The following is a 13,727-nucleotide window of genomic DNA, read 5'->3' as shown; positions in this document are numbered from 1 at the left end:
CCTCCGAGCGCCGACATCAGGCTCGCGTAGTTGTCCAGACGCTGCATTTCGACCTTTGCCGCCTGCTCTTCTTCGTTCAATAAAGTGAGTCGCGCAGACAGCACAGTCAGCGAATCGGTTATACCTGCGCGGAAAGATCGATCCGCGAGGCTGTGCGCATTGCGTGCCGTGGCCAGTGCTTGATCGGCCAGTTGGCGCTGCGTTTCATTAGATTGCATCTGCGTCACAGTGTTGGCAACTTCCAACAGTGCGCGGATCAAAGTCGCGTTGTACTGCTCGACGGCGGCATCGTAATTCGATGTTTGCGCTCCCAATTGGCCGCGCAATCGCCCACCGTCAAAAATCGGCAAGCTCAGCGCGGGCGTAATGCCACGCACGCTGGAACTGGCGTTGAGGAATTTGCTGAAGCCAAACGACTGCAAGCCTGCGAACGCCACGATATTGATGTTCGGGTAGAACGCTGCCTTCGCCGCTTCGATGTCGTGGCCCGCCGCTTCGACGCGCCAGCGCTGGGCGGCGAGGTCGGGGCGGCGGCCGATCAGCTCGGCGGGGAGTGTGCTGGGCAGGCCCACATTGCCATGCAGGGTCAGCTTGGGCCGGGTGATCGTCTCTCCGTCACCCGGACCTTTGCCGATCAGGGCTGCCAGCTGGTTGCGTAGCAGAGCAATCGTCTCTTCCAGTTGCTCCGCTTCGCGCCGTCCTGCCGGCAGCGTTGTCTCTACAGTCGTAACGTCGATCGCACTGGCCAGGCCTGCGGCGTGGCGGCGCTTGGTGATGTCGAGAATACGCTCGCGCTGGGACAGGCTGTCGTGCACGCTGTCCAGCAATTCATACGCGTACCACAGCTGGATGTAGCTATGGGCGATATTCGTTTCCAACGCCAGCCGCGCTGCCTGCGCTTCAGCCGACGCAACCTGGGTATCGTCCAGCGCGGCGGCCAGCAGATCGTGATCGCGGCCCCACAGATCGAGGTCGTAGGACCCGGTCACGGTGGCGGTGTTCAGCCATGCCCAGTTATCAGCCAGCGGCGGTGGTGCAGTACCGCGCGCAGAAAAGCGCTGGCGGTCCGACGACGCACTGGCATCCACGCGCGGCAAGGTGGCCGATTTAGCGATACCTGCAACGGCTTGCGCCTGGCGCACGCGCGCCTGAGCGACTTTCAGCGAAGGGCTGTCTGCAATCGCGGCTTCCACCAGGCGATTCAGTTGCGCGTCGCCCAGCGCTTCCCACCACGCTTCGGTCGGCCAAGCCATCGGCTTGGCGGCGTGGATCGCGCTGCCGGGCTTGAGCGTGTTGGCGGGCAGGGTGTGCGACTCGGGATGGATGTTCCCCATGTCGGCACAGCCCGCCAGCACCAGGGCCAGACCCAGCGTAGCGGCGGAAGTAGCGGGTGCGAAGCGGCGCAGCATTTTCAAGGCTTACTTGGCGGTTTGCTTCTGGGTCCGGGCCACGTCCAGATCGGCTTCGGTCTGGATCAGGGTGCCGTTTTTGCGCGCTGCGTAGAACTCGGCCATCACTTGTTCGCGGGTCAGGCCCTTGGCTTGCTGAGTGGCGGCGACGGCGGTCGCAGCGACCGGGGCGGACGATGCGGCGGCAGTATTGGCGCTCGCATCTTCGGCGGCGAAGGCTGCGCTGGCAGCGGACAGGGTCAGGGTGGCAATGATCAGGTGTGCGGCGTTCATGACAATTCTCCTAGAAAGTGAACAGCATGAAAGCAGTATATACCTAAATAGTACACAAATGAAATACGTAGAAATACGAGGTGTGCGCCCTCGCTTCGTGTGACTTGTTAAAGTAAATGCAAGGCCGTTTTACGGTATTTGCATCTGGGAGAATCATCATGACTGGCAGCAGCACACTTGATCCCGACAATATGCCGGCCCGCCGCGACCGGGTTGTCGACAAAGGACACGGTACGGAGGCGCTCGGCCCGAGCGACTCCTCGGACTCCGGCAGCGATATCACCGGCAACAGCGGACTCGCCCAGCAGATCGACACCGGACTGGAGCAGGGCACTTATGGCGATACGGAAGCCGGCCTGGCGGATGGCACGGCCGGCCCGGACATCGGCGACGCTAACCTGAGCAGCGATTCGGATTCCACCGGCACCGGCGAACGCGCTGCCGCCGGGCGTGACACGGTAGCGCCCGATGGCGCCGACATCGGCGTCGATCACATCGAAACCGTGCCGTTCACCACGAAGCGCGAACGCGACGACGTGGAACGCGGCCCGTAAAACCCGAGGCGTGAACCAGGGTGTCTGCCACGATGTGGCAGACACCAGTCTCTGCCGTTGGTTTCCTAACGGGCCACGGACATCACATCCGCCAGCCAGTCCACGAAGGCGCGCACGCGCGGCGAGAGCTGGCGCTGGTGGGGATACAGCACGGACACGGTCATCGGCGGCGGCGCGAAGTCTTGCAGCACTTCACGCAGCGCGCCGCTCTGCAACTGGTCTTCCACGTGGTAGCGCGGCACCTGGATCAGGCCAAGATCATTCAGGCAGCACGCCACATACGCTTCGGCATTGATGACGCCGACCTTGCCCGGCAAGTCCAGCGTGCGTATGCCGTCGCTGGTGCGAAACTCGAACGGCAGCATGCGTCCGCTGGCACTGGAGTAGAAGTTGACAGCCCGGTGGCCCGCCAGATCGTCCGGCATTAAAGGTTCGCCGTGCTGCGCGAAGTAAKCGGGCGTAGCAACTGTCACCTGCGCCAGTGAGGCCACACGCCGCGCCACCATGCTCGAATCCTTCAGTTCGCCCACGCGCAGCACGCAGTCCATGCCCTCGCGCACCAGGTCCACAAAGCGGTCGCCCATGCCGATTTCCAGATCGATGTCCGGATAGCGCGCGAAGAATTCGCGCAAGCGCGGCAGCACGTAATGGCGCGCCAGCGTTTCCTGCAGGTCGACCCGTACTTTCCCTTTTGGCAGCACGCCACTGGTGCCGAAGCCCGCTTCGGTTTCTTCCACGTCCGCCAGGATACGCAGGCAGCGCTGGTAATAGGCCTCACCGTCCAGCGTGGGGCTGACCTGGCGCGTGGTCCGGTGCAGCAGGCGCACGCCGAGACGTGATTCCAGCTGCTTGATGGTGTGCGTGGCGGTGGCGGCGGGCAGGATCAGATCGTCCGCCGCCTTGCTGAAGCTGCGCAGTTCCACGATGCGGGTGAACAGCCGCATGGCATCGAATCGGTCCATTATTGAGGATTTTTGAATAGTTATCGCAAGTTTAGCGCATTTATCCAAGTGGAGAAAAGGAAGAAACTGTCCCCATCAACTCAACAACTTGGAGAAAATCATGAAACAAGTCGCAATCGTTACTGGCGCATCCCGTGGCATCGGCGCTGCCGTCGCTCACCGTCTGGCTGCCGAAGGTTATGCCGTCGTTATCAACTATGCAGGCGCAGTGGAGGAAGCGGATGGCGTTGTCGCCGCCATCAAGGAGCAGGGCGGCGAAGCCTTCGCCGTGCGCGCCGACGTATCGGACAGCGGCGCGGTGCGCAGCCTGTTCGACGCCACCATTGACCGCTACGGCCGCGTGGATGTGCTGGTGAATAACGCTGGCCTGATGCCGCCGGCCCTGCCGCACCTGGCCGACACCGACGACGCCACTTTCGACCGCCTGTTCGCGGTGAACGTGAAAGGCACTTTCAACACGCTGCGCGAAGCCGCTAAACGCCTGGAGCAGGGCGGCCGCATCGTGAACTTCTCGACCAGCGTGATCGGCCTGTCRCTGCCCGGTTATGCCGTGTACGGCGCAACCAAGGGAGCGGTCGAAGTCATGACCAACATCATGGCCAAGGAACTGCGCGGCAACAACATCGCCGTCAACGCCGTGGCGCCTGGCCCGACCGGCACTGACCTGTTCCTGAACGGGAAAACGCCGGAGCAGATCGCCGCCTTCTCGAAGATGGCGCCGCTGGAGCGCCTCGGCAAACCGGACGACATCGCCGAAGCCGTGGCCTTCCTCGCCACCCCGAACACCTGGATCAATGGACAAACCCTGCGCGCCAACGGCGGCATCATCTAAGGAGAAATATCATGACTAGCCAATCTGTCGTTCTCGTTACTGGCGCTGCAACCGGCATCGGCGCACTGACTGTACGTTCCCTCGCCAAAGCCGGCCACGTGGTCTACGCCAGCATGCGCGATATCGCAGGCCGCAACGCCGCCAAGGTGCGCGAGCTGCGTGATTGGGGCTTCGCCAACGGCGCCGATGTGCGCGTGGTGGAACTGGATGTGCTGTCGCAGGCATCGGCCGATGCCGCCGTGGCATCCATCGTGGCCGACCGTGGCCGCCTGGATGCGGTGGTGCACAACGCAGGCCACCTGGTGATCGGTCCGACCGAAGCCTTCACGCCGGAAGAGATTTCGCAGGTCTTCGACACCAACTTCCTCGGCACCCAGCGCGTGAACCGCGCCGTGCTGCCGGTGATGCGCGAACAGGGCAAGGGACTGGTGCTGTGGGTTAGCAGCTCCACGGTACGCGGCGGCTTCCCGCCATTCCTCGGCCCTTATGCGGCAGCCAAGGCGGCGATGGATTCGCTGGCGGTGAGCCTGTCGTATGAACTGACGCGCTTTGGCATTGAGACGTCGATTGTCGTGCCGGGTGCCTTCACTGCGGGCACGGAGCACTTCCCCAAAGCAGGCAAGCCTGCGGACGAAGCGACCGCTGCCGCATATGCACGCTACGACGGCTTGCTGGACCAGGTGGGCGCCCGACTGAGCGAACTGTCGCCGCCGGAATCCGATCCGGCAGCAGTGGGCGAAGAGATTGCACGCATCGTCAGCCTGCCGCATGGTGAGCGTCCCTTCCGCTCGGTAGTGGACTTCATTGACGACGGCGCCGCCGAAGTGACTGAAGTGGCGGAACGTGTGCGCGAGCACTTCGCCAAGCGCATTGGCATCGATGACCTGCTGAAGGTGAACGCGTGATGCTGCGCAGTCTGGCCACCGTTGCTGCGGTTGCCGCCGCGGTGGCTTTCTGCCTGAGCGCCTGCGCCGAGGAGAAGGGAATGAAACAGTCTGTGACTTATCTGCATCTGCTGCGCCACACGCCGTTTTTCACGGCGCTGAGTAAGGAGCAGCTGCAATACGTGATCGCCAACTCAACCGAATGGGAAGCGCGCGCAGGGCAGGAGATCAGCAACGGCGCCGAAGCGTCCGACTTTATGTGGGTGCTGCTGGATGGCGRCTGGCAGGTGGAGCAGGCGGGGCGTGTTTCTGCATCCGGGCATGCGAGTCCCGGCAAATGGTATGGCGGTGTGCCGTCCGCCATGCCGCCTGCCGACAGCCGTCTGGTCGCCAACCAGCATAGCTATGTGATGCGCATTGCGCGGCGTGACCTGGAGCAGATGCTGGCCGACGGTTTCGATTTCGGCAGCCATCTGCAGCAGGGCGCGGGCTTTTACGCGGGGCTCAATRCTTTGACGAGCCAGCCCAAAGATTGATCTTGCCTTCCTGGGCTTGCGCGTCGATGGCGCGCAGTTCGTCGGCGCTGAAGGAGAGATTCTTCAGCGCCGCGACGTTTTCGCGGATCTGGGCCGGGTTCGACGCACCGATCAGTGTGGACGTGATGCGCGGATCGCGCAGCACCCAGGCCAGCGCCATCTGGGCCAGGGTTTGTCCGCGGGCCTTGGCGATGTCGTTCAGGGCGCGCACGCGCTTCAGGTTTTCCTCGCTCAAGTGCTCGGACTTCAGCGAGCCGCCGCCGGGACGGTTCACGCGCGCATCCTGCGGGATGCCGTTCAGGTATTTGTCGGACAGGATGCCTTGCGCCAGCGCGGTGAAGGTGATGCAGCCGATGCCTTCGTTGCCCAGCGTATCGAGCAGGCCTTCCGTTTCGATCCAGCGGTTCAGCATATTGTAGGAAGGCTGGTGGATCAGGCACGGCACCTTCCAGTCGGCCAGCAGGCGCTTGGCTTCGGCGGTTTTCTCGGCCGAGTAGGACGACACGCCGACGTACAGCGCTTTACCCTGATGAACGGCATGCGCCAGCGCGGCCATAGTTTCTTCCAGCGGCGTGTCCGGGTCGAAGCGGTGAGAATAGAAGATGTCCACGTAGTCGAGGCCCATGCGCTTCAGGCTCTGGTCCAGGCTCGCCAGCACGTACYTGCGCGAGCCGCCGCCCTGGCCGTAGGGGCCGGGCCACATGTCCCAGCCGGCCTTGGTGGAGATGATCAACTCATCGCGATATGGCGTGAAGTCCTGCTTGAACAGGTGGCCGAAGTTGGTTTCCGCGCTGCCGTAAGGCGGGCCGTAGTTGTTCGCCAGGTCGAAGTGGGTGATGCCCAGATCGAACGCCGTGCGCAGCATTTCGCGCTGCATGGCCAGACTGGTTGTATCGCCAAAGTTATGCCACAGTCCCAGCGACATCAGCGGCAACTTCAACCCGCTCCGCCCGCAAGTGCGGTACTGCATCTCTTCATAACGGTGGCGCGAGGCGGTGTAAGTCATCTGGAGTCTCCTGGCATTACGGTGGGGACATCATCATAGCGCGAAGGCGCGCTCTTTGCGCTCGATCAATTTGTTTCAAATGTTGCTGAGTTCGCCAATTCAGTTCGTGGACGCTAAGCTGAATCCATGGACAATTACGACGCATACCAAATCGAGCGATTGGCCAAGCTCGAAGCGATCATCCCAACCCTGGCGACCAAGGCGGACATGGAAGCCCTGCGTGCGGATGTGGCGCGCTGGACGCTAGCCACCGTGATTGGCCTCTTTGTCGGCTTTGCCGGCCTTTTCCTGGCGATGGGCAAGCTGTACGGCCCGCCGGCCGCGGCGCCTTGTGTGTGCGCTTCAGCCGCACCTGCCGCTCCCCAAGTGACAAAGTGAGCATTTCAGACCACCATTTTCTGGTAGTTTCGCAGCATTGGATCTTGGCACGCGAGGAATCTTTGTTAAAGCTGACCGCATTGATCATGTTGACCGTCTGGCAGACCGCACAGGCAGCGCCAATCGAACCGTGGACGAAATCCCTGACGTGTGCCGATCAGCAGGTCAGGCAGTTCCGAAGCCTATCAGCGCGACAGGCCACCCTTCAAAATGAAGGTTCTGCCAACCGCTGGAGTCAGTTTGAACGCAATTAACAAGGCTGACATTCGCAGTTCCTTCGAACTCACACGCCCACGTCTGGACGACTGATGACGGCAATGCTGAACAAATGGACTGTGGTGGCGGCTGCGGGTGTCTTTGCTACTGCGGCGTGGTACTGGTTCTCGCTTGACGAATYGGGAAAAACGTCCGTTGCCCTGACAGCGACTGCGCCCTCGCACAAGCAAGCGGCAGCACTTGCGCCATTGCCTGCCCGGGAGCAGGCCACGAGCGCCGCGCCAGAGCCATTGCAGGCACTCGTCGAGCGGCTGGCGCGCAGCGGCAATCCACAGGATGCGTATCACGCCTACTACCTGATTTACCGCTGCGTCTCCTTGCAGCGCTATGGCGAGTACCCGACCTGGAAGCCCGCGTCGTTGCGGGCCTTAACGGCCTCAGGCTGTGAGGCGCTATCCGAACGGGTAAAGGCGAACCGGCTGGATTATCTCGAGCGTGCCGCAGCGGGACACGTCCCCGGTGCCGCCTACGCTCTGGTACAGGAAGGCCCGTTTGGCGATCCCAGCGCACTGACCACTCGCCCGGACGATCCGCTCGTCAAGGAGTGGAAAGCGCGTATGTCGACCATGCTCACTGAGCGCGCGGCGGAGGGTGAAAAGGAAAGCCTGCAGAAACTGCATAACGCGAACATGTTCAACGAAACGGTGGTGAGCGTCAGCGATCTGCAAGCCTTGACATATGGACTGGCTCTGCGCACGCTCTATATCCAGGATGGTCTACCCGCCGATGAGTTGTTGCCCGTCAGTGAATCCATGCTAAGTGTCATCAAGGCCCGCCTGACGCCGCAGCAGTTCGCGCAGGCCACCACGGACGCTACCGAAATATTGCGCAAATCCGCCGAGCACAAGCAGTAGTTTTCGCATATACTCGGCGCGTGATCAATTCTTGAGAAAGGAGGGCATCGTGACTTACTCACTACCCTGCCGAGTGATATGGAGGCCTGACTTCTGAAGTGCTGATCGCGCATGACAGTCGCTCGGTGGGGCCACAGTTGTTCCATCCAATGAAAGCGACTTGAAATGCAAATGACACCTACCTTGCAGTTCCAGGGCATCTGTGCCGATGCCATCTCCTTCTACCGCGACGCCGTTGGCGCCGAAGTTCTGTTCCAGCTGCCGTTCGCCGGCAACGTCGATCCGCAATTCCTGAAGCCCGAGCTCGCGGACAAAATCATGCGCGCCGCGTTGCGGATTGGCGGCACCGAGATTTACCTGTCCGATGGCCACTGCACCGGCGAGCCGCTGTTCCAGGGCATATCGCTCACGCTACGCATGAACAGCCGCGAAGAAGCTGAGCGCATCGCCCAGTCGCTGGGCGAGGGCGGCAAGGTACGCTTGCTGCCGCCATCAACGCGCGGGCGTACCTATTGCACGCTGTTCGATAAATTCGGCGTGCACTGGATAGTCGAAGTGGCGCAGCGATGAGCATCGAAGCGAGCTGATGTCGCATTTAGCGCCTGACCCCAAAATGAAAAAGCCCGCGCGAGCGGGCTTTTTTTTGGGGGGGCGGACAGGAACGCGATTAAGCGAAGTTCTTGTTCACGAAGGCCCAGTTCACCAGGTTCCAGAAGGACTCAACGTACTTCGGACGGGCGTTGCGGTAGTCGACGTAGTAAGCGTGTTCCCATACGTCGCAGGTCAGCAGTGGCTTGTCGGCCGAGGTCAGCGGGGTGGCGGCGTTGGAGGTGTTGACGATGTCGACGGAACCGTCGGCCTTCTTCACCAGCCAGGTCCAGCCGGAACCGAAGTTGCCGACGCAGGACTTGGTGAACTCTTCCTTGAACTTGTCGAAGGAAYCCCACTTGGCGTTGATCGCGTCAGCCACCGCACCGGTAGCGGCGCCGCCGGCGTTAGGAGCCAGGCAGTTCCAGTAGAAGGTGTGGTTCCACACTTGAGCGGAGTTGTTGAATACGCCGCCGGAGGATTTCTTGATGATCTCTTCCAGGGACAGGTTTTCGAACTCGGTGCCCTTGATCAGGTTGTTCAGGTTGGTCACATAGGCCTGATGGTGCTTACCGTAGTGGTATTCCAGGGTTTCCTTGGAGATGTGCGGCTGCAGAGCGTCCATTGCGTACGGCAGTGGTGGCAGGGTATGTTCCATGAAATGTTTCCTTTTAGTTGAGACGAAAGATTATATTTGCCGAAACGGCCACCATTGTATAACGGCAGCCAAATGCCTGCTATGCGTAGCGCCTAGTTGTTTCCCGCACAATCAGTTCAACCGGCGGGACGCGCGCTTCCGCCGCTTCGCCATGAATCAGACGCAGCAGGGCGTTGGTGGCGATAAAGCCCATTTCGTACAGCGGCTGCTTGACCGTGGTCAGCGGCGGCGTGGTGTAGGCCGAGCCGGGCAAATCATCGAAGCCGACCAGGGAAATGTCTTCCGGTACGCGGATGCCCTTGCGGTACAGGGCCAGGCGCACGCCATAGGCACTCTGGTCGTTGGCGGCGAAGATGGCGCTGAATTGCTGGCGCGTGTCGAGCAGGTGATTGACCGCCAGCAGGCCGCTGTTTTCATGGAAATTACCTTCCACGATCAGGTGCGGATCGACTTCCAGGCCGGACTCCTCCAGTGCGCGGCGGTAGCCCTTCATACGGTCGATGGCGTCCGCATGGTTGGCCGGTCCGGACACAAAAGCGATGCGGGTGTGGCCCAGTTCGATCAGGTGGCGCACCGCCATCCAGGCGCCACGTTCGTGGTCGAGGCGGAAGCCGAGGGCACGGGAGGTGTCGAGGTTTCGGCCAGTGGAAACAATCGGGCGCTGCTCGGAAAACTGCAGCACGGTTTCGTCGGACATGCGGCCCGATAGCAGCACGATGCCGTCCACTTTGCGCGCCAGCAGCAGGCGGATACGGTCCGCTTCCTCTTCCGCATTCCAGTGGCCGGACACGATCACGGAGGCATAGCCGGTACCCTTGAGCCCGTCATCCACCCCGTGCAGCATCTCGTCGAAGAAGGGCGAGGAAATATCCTGCACCACGATGCCGATGGTATGCGTGCGGCCTTTTTTGAGCGCCTGCGCCATCAGGTTCGGTGCGAAATTGTTGCGGGCAATGGCCTTCAGCACGGCCTGGCGCTTTTCGTCGGACACCTTGGCGGTGCCATTCAGGATGCGCGATACGGTGCTGGGCGATACGCCTGCTTCGCGCGCGACGTCGATCAGGGTCGATGGACCTGGATTCTTCTCTTCTTCTGCCAATTGCTGTCCTGTAGTGAAATCCTTTTCAGTCAGATTACCTGAAATCACCGGGGCTTTCAATTTTAGTCACAGCAGCGGCTGTACCGAAGCGACGCCGACTTCGGCCGTGCCCTCGGCCAGGCGCACCGTCACCGTTTCGCGTGGCTTCAGCTGGTCCGGCGAACGCAGCACGGCGCCCTTGGCATCGCTGACGATGGCGTAGCCGCGTTCCAGCGTGCGCTGCGGATTCAGTAGTTCCAGCTGGGCTGATAGGGCAGACAAGGCCTCGCGTCGTTGCGCGATCTGGGCGGCGGCTGCCATCGCGGCGCGGTGCTGCAGGGCGCCCAACTGGGCACGCACGGCCGTTACCTCCGGACGCCGTGCGGCGAGGCGGCCGGCTAGCCGGTCCAGCGTATGACGCGCCTGCGTCACCGGCGCGCGGTTGGCGTGCACCATGGTGCTGGCCAGCGAACGCAGCTGCATGCGCTGCTGGGCAATGCGCGCGGTCGGACTCAGCAGGCGGCGCGTGTAATTGTCCAGGGTTTGCGAAGCGTCGCTCAGCGTGCGGCGCATGGAGCGGCGCAGGTCGGTGACATCGGCGCGTAATGAAGCGAGCCAGTCTGTCTGTGGCGTTGCCGCCAGCTCAGCAGCAGCGGTCGGCGTGGCGGCGCGCAGGTCGGCAGCGAAGTCGCAAATGGTAAAGTCGGTTTCGTGGCCGACGCCGGAAATCACCGGCATCGCGCAGTTAGCCACCGCGTACGCGACGGCTTCGTCGTTGAAGCTCCACAGATCTTCGATGCTGCCGCCACCGCGGCAAACGATCAGCACATCGCATTCGGCGCGGCGCGAAGCCGTGTTAATGGCGGACACGATCTGTTCCGGCGCCTGCGCGCCTTGCACCAGGGTAGGGTAGAGCACGATGTTCACATGCGGGGCGCGCCGGCGCAGGGCCGTCAGCACGTCACGCAAGGCGGCAGCGGACGGACTTGTCACAATGCCGATGGTGCGCGCGAACATCGGCAGCGCGCGCTTGCGTTCCGGCTCGAACAGGCCGGCTGCCGTCAGCTTTTCCTTCAGCCGCTGAAATGCTTCGAACAGGGAGCCAACACCCGCGCGCCGGATGGCTTCTACATTGATCTGGTAATCGCCGCGTGGTCCGTAAAGTGTGACCAGGGCGCGCACTTCGACCTTGTCGCCTTCGCGCGGGGTGAAGCTGGCATATTGAGCGCGGCCGCGGAACATGACCGCACGCACCTGGGCGCCGTCATCCTTCAGCGTGAAGTACCAGTGGCCGGATGCGGCGCGGGTGAAATTCGAGATTTCCCCAGATATCCAGGTCAGTGGAAAACTGCGTTCGAGCAGGCGCGCAACGGCCTGATTCAGGGCGCTAACTGTGATTACCTGGGCTTGATCTGTCGTGTTCATCGTTCCGGATTCTTGAAGCTGTCCACACGCGGCGGCGGCGGTCATGCTTATGTCACATATAACTTCATATCGCAAGTATTTTTTGTAAACACCTGATTATTAACGGTAAATCGAGGTGCTACATTAGCGGGCATTTTATAAATATCCTTATGGATCAAGCACTTTGCGATTGCGACTGCTTGTTACGCACAAAGATATCCACAGAAAGTGTGCAGTTCTTTTGGCATGTTTCCGAACGTGCTAAAAATTCTCGCATAGTAACTTTCATTTTAGAAATCAAGCACTTGGCACTCCCGTCCGGGCCTTGCTAACAATATTATCCACAGAAGCTGTGAAGAACCCGATGTGCGTCCGCACAATGGAAACGGTCCCGCCACCGAGTTCTCCACCGCGAAAACGCTGCTTAATTTTTGAGCGGAAGAACTTTTTTGTTTCAAATCAATGACTTTAGTACCAGTCACGCCCCTTGCTCACAATATTGTCCACAGAATTTGTGCAGAAGCGTGCAAACCCCCGCAAAACATGCCAATGCGAAATTTTTACGCACGGTAAGAAAGTTCTTTTAAATCAAGGATATGCATGGTGCATACCTGCCTTGCTAACAATCTTATCAACAGAATATGTGGGGAAGTGAACAAGTCCGGATACTGCGGTTTTACCCCGCTGCGCACTTTTTGCGCATGAGAATTATTCTCTTTCAGATCAAGTGCTTAGGTGGCTTGCCGTGGCATTCTGCACAATTTTGTCCACAGAATATGTGAAAAACTGGGCCGTCTCATGGACAAAAAAGTGCTGATGAAAAATTTTGCATTAGAAAAATTCACTTAAAAATCAAGTGACTAGCATAGAGATACTTGGCTTGCCAACAATCTTGTCCACAGAATATGTGGGTTTCGCACACCCCTTGCCGACAACGTGCCAACACGATACATTGCGCGTTTAGCTTTCTAACCACAGGAGTTCGAGTTGCTCGCAATTTTCCAAGCCGCAGGCTGGCCTATCTGGCTGCTGTTGATTGCCTCTATTGTTGCCACCGCGCTGATCATCGAACGACTGATGTATCTTCGCCGGTCCCGCATCATTCCCTCGACCCTGCTGGACGAAGTTGTGCGCGTTTATCGCAGCGGGAATATTTCCTCTGACATCCTGAACAAGCTGGAAAGCAGCTCGCCGCTGGGCGTGGTGCTGGCAGCGGCCCTGCGCAATGTGGATGCGCCGCGCGACGTGATGAAGGAATCCATCGAAGAGGCGGGCGGCGGTGTGGCGCACACCCTGGACCGTTTCCTGACCACACTGGGCACCATCGCAACCCTGGCGCCGCTGATGGGCCTGTTCGGTACGGTGGTCGGCATGATCGAAATCTTCGGTTCGCAGAATTCTTCCGGCGCGAATCCGGCCCAGCTGGCGCACGGTATTTCGGTCGCCCTGTACAACACTGGCTTCGGTCTGGCGATCGCGATGCCGACCCTGGTGTTCTACCGTCACTTCCGCGCCCTGGTCGACAGCTTCGTCATCGAGATGGAGCAGCAGGCGGTGAAGTTTGTGGACATCGTCCATAACTCGCGCAAGTAAGCGGAGCAACTGAATGGCCATGAATTTCCGCAGGGGACAGAAGCGCGAAGATCCGGAAATTAACCTGATTCCGTTTATCGACGTGCTGCTGGTGATCCTGATCTTCCTGATGGTCACCACGACCTACAGCAAGTTCACCGAGCTGCAGATCACGCTGCCGACCGCTGACGCCGAAAAGGCGATCGAGCGTCCGGCCGAGATCAACGTCACGGTCGATGCCAAGGGCAACTACACGGTGAATAACGAGCCGGTGTCCTTCCAGAACGTGGCGGGTCTTGCCGAGCACCTGAAGGCGGCTGCCAAGCCGGGCGAACATCCGGTGGTGATCGTCAATGCCGACCAGTTCGCCATRCACCAGATGGTGGTCAATGTGATGGAGGCTGCACGCATTGCGGGCTTCGATAAGCTGACCTTCGCTGCGCAGACCGGCCAGGCGAAATAA

At 60.6% G+C, this 13,727-nt stretch carries 17 protein-coding genes; 10 read left to right on the top strand and 7 right to left on the bottom strand.

The window, feature by feature from the left end; translation table 11 throughout:
* On the bottom strand, positions 1-1,409 hold a 1,409-nt coding region (locus AB4Z11_RS07125), incomplete at its 3' end, for an efflux transporter outer membrane subunit (RefSeq protein ID WP_442023837.1).
* 9 nt (positions 1,410-1,418) lie between these two features.
* A complete protein-coding gene (locus AB4Z11_RS07120; RefSeq protein ID WP_442023835.1) occupies positions 1,419-1,682 on the bottom strand; it encodes a DUF4148 domain-containing protein in 264 nt (87 codons plus the stop codon).
* 158 nt (positions 1,683-1,840) lie between these two features.
* Between AB4Z11_RS07120 and AB4Z11_RS07115 the strand changes: the two genes are divergently transcribed.
* Positions 1,841-2,236, top strand: a complete 396-nt coding sequence (locus AB4Z11_RS07115) for a hypothetical protein (RefSeq protein WP_442023833.1) — start codon at positions 1,841-1,843, stop codon at positions 2,234-2,236.
* A 65-nt stretch (positions 2,237-2,301) separates the two neighbouring features.
* Here AB4Z11_RS07115 and AB4Z11_RS07110 read toward each other — a convergent pair whose 3' ends face one another.
* Complete coding sequence (locus AB4Z11_RS07110) at positions 2,302-3,198, bottom strand: LysR family transcriptional regulator (RefSeq protein ID WP_442023831.1); 897 nt, start codon at positions 3,196-3,198, stop codon at positions 2,302-2,304.
* Positions 3,199-3,298: 100 nt separating this feature from the next.
* Between AB4Z11_RS07110 and AB4Z11_RS07105 the strand changes: the two genes are divergently transcribed.
* The 3 genes from AB4Z11_RS07105 to AB4Z11_RS07095 are packed head-to-tail and all read left to right on the top strand — an operon-like array spanning position 3,299 to position 5,450.
* Positions 3,299-4,030 (top strand): SDR family oxidoreductase, encoded by a 732-nt coding sequence (locus tag AB4Z11_RS07105; RefSeq protein WP_442023829.1) that lies wholly within the window; start codon positions 3,299-3,301, stop codon positions 4,028-4,030.
* A gap of 11 nt (positions 4,031-4,041) precedes the next feature.
* Positions 4,042-4,935, top strand: a complete 894-nt coding sequence (locus AB4Z11_RS07100) for an SDR family oxidoreductase (RefSeq protein ID WP_442023827.1) — start codon at positions 4,042-4,044, stop codon at positions 4,933-4,935.
* Entirely contained in the window at positions 4,935-5,450 is a 516-nt protein-coding gene (locus tag AB4Z11_RS07095; RefSeq protein ID WP_442023840.1) for a hypothetical protein, read from the top strand. Before AB4Z11_RS07100 ends, AB4Z11_RS07095 begins: the two co-directional genes overlap by 1 nt.
* On the opposite strand, the gene mgrA is transcribed toward AB4Z11_RS07095, so the two are convergent.
* A complete protein-coding gene (mgrA, locus tag AB4Z11_RS07090; RefSeq protein ID WP_442023825.1) occupies positions 5,419-6,456 on the bottom strand; it encodes an L-glyceraldehyde 3-phosphate reductase in 1,038 nt (345 codons plus the stop codon). The two genes, AB4Z11_RS07095 and mgrA, sit on opposite strands and share 32 nt — an antisense overlap.
* A gap of 126 nt (positions 6,457-6,582) precedes the next feature.
* Between mgrA and AB4Z11_RS07085 the strand changes: the two genes are divergently transcribed.
* From AB4Z11_RS07085 to AB4Z11_RS07070, 4 genes are all read left to right on the top strand, one after another.
* Positions 6,583-6,834 (top strand): hypothetical protein, encoded by a 252-nt coding sequence (locus tag AB4Z11_RS07085; protein WP_442023824.1) that lies wholly within the window; start codon positions 6,583-6,585, stop codon positions 6,832-6,834.
* The gene (locus AB4Z11_RS07080; protein WP_442023823.1) at positions 6,831-7,088 is read left to right on the top strand and encodes a hypothetical protein; all 258 of its coding nucleotides are present in this window, start codon (positions 6,831-6,833) and stop codon (positions 7,086-7,088) included. The genes AB4Z11_RS07085 and AB4Z11_RS07080 overlap by 4 nt, the downstream gene beginning before the upstream one ends.
* A 54-nt stretch (positions 7,089-7,142) precedes the next feature.
* Positions 7,143-7,964: a hypothetical protein gene (locus tag AB4Z11_RS07075; protein WP_442023821.1), complete on the top strand. Its 822-nt coding sequence runs from the start codon at positions 7,143-7,145 to the stop codon at positions 7,962-7,964.
* Positions 7,965-8,129: 165 nt separating this feature from the next.
* Positions 8,130-8,534 carry a VOC family protein gene (locus AB4Z11_RS07070; protein ID WP_442023819.1) on the top strand — a complete coding sequence of 135 codons (405 nt, stop codon included), beginning with the start codon at positions 8,130-8,132 and terminating at the stop codon, positions 8,532-8,534.
* Positions 8,535-8,631: 97 nt separating this feature from the next.
* Here AB4Z11_RS07070 and sodB read toward each other — a convergent pair whose 3' ends face one another.
* From sodB to xseA, 3 genes are all read right to left on the bottom strand, one after another.
* Entirely contained in the window at positions 8,632-9,210 is a 579-nt protein-coding gene (gene sodB, locus AB4Z11_RS07065) for a superoxide dismutase [Fe] (protein WP_442023817.1), read from the bottom strand.
* Positions 9,211-9,289: 79 nt separating this feature from the next.
* Positions 9,290-10,309 (bottom strand): LacI family DNA-binding transcriptional regulator, encoded by a 1,020-nt coding sequence (locus AB4Z11_RS07060; RefSeq protein WP_442023815.1) that lies wholly within the window; start codon positions 10,307-10,309, stop codon positions 9,290-9,292.
* A gap of 66 nt (positions 10,310-10,375) precedes the next feature.
* Entirely contained in the window at positions 10,376-11,713 is a 1,338-nt protein-coding gene (gene xseA / locus AB4Z11_RS07055; protein ID WP_442023813.1) for an exodeoxyribonuclease VII large subunit, read from the bottom strand.
* Between the two features lie 966 nt (positions 11,714-12,679).
* Here xseA and AB4Z11_RS07050 point away from each other — a divergent pair.
* Both AB4Z11_RS07050 and AB4Z11_RS07045 read left to right on the top strand, forming a co-directional pair.
* Positions 12,680-13,285, top strand: coding sequence for a MotA/TolQ/ExbB proton channel family protein (locus AB4Z11_RS07050; protein WP_442023811.1), 606 nt, complete (start codon positions 12,680-12,682; stop codon positions 13,283-13,285).
* Between the two features lie 19 nt (positions 13,286-13,304).
* Positions 13,305-13,727 (top strand): ExbD/TolR family protein, encoded by a 423-nt coding sequence (locus AB4Z11_RS07045; protein ID WP_442023839.1) that lies wholly within the window; start codon positions 13,305-13,307, stop codon positions 13,725-13,727.

It is taken from the genome of Pseudoduganella sp. RAF53_2, from assembly GCF_052113985.1.
GTDB lineage: Bacteria > Pseudomonadota > Gammaproteobacteria > Burkholderiales > Burkholderiaceae_D > Rugamonas.
The sequence above is the reverse complement of the archived record's forward strand: the minus strand, read 5'-3'. Positions and strand labels throughout refer to the sequence as shown.

Excerpts from the sequence above, each read along its gene's own strand:
- AB4Z11_RS07120 (WP_442023835.1), bottom strand. The coding sequence starts at position 1,682 with ATGAACGCCGCACACCTGATCATTGCCACCCTGACCCTGTCCGCTGCC.
- AB4Z11_RS07115 (WP_442023833.1), top strand. The coding sequence starts at position 1,841 with ATGACTGGCAGCAGCACACTTGATCCCGACAATATGCCGGCCCGCCGC.
- AB4Z11_RS07100 (WP_442023827.1), top strand. The coding sequence starts at position 4,042 with ATGACTAGCCAATCTGTCGTTCTCGTTACTGGCGCTGCAACCGGCATC.
- AB4Z11_RS07085 (WP_442023824.1), top strand. The coding sequence starts at position 6,583 with ATGGACAATTACGACGCATACCAAATCGAGCGATTGGCCAAGCTCGAA.
- AB4Z11_RS07070 (WP_442023819.1), top strand. The coding sequence starts at position 8,130 with ATGCAAATGACACCTACCTTGCAGTTCCAGGGCATCTGTGCCGATGCC.
- xseA (WP_442023813.1), bottom strand. The coding sequence starts at position 11,713 with ATGAACACGACAGATCAAGCCCAGGTAATCACAGTTAGCGCCCTGAAT.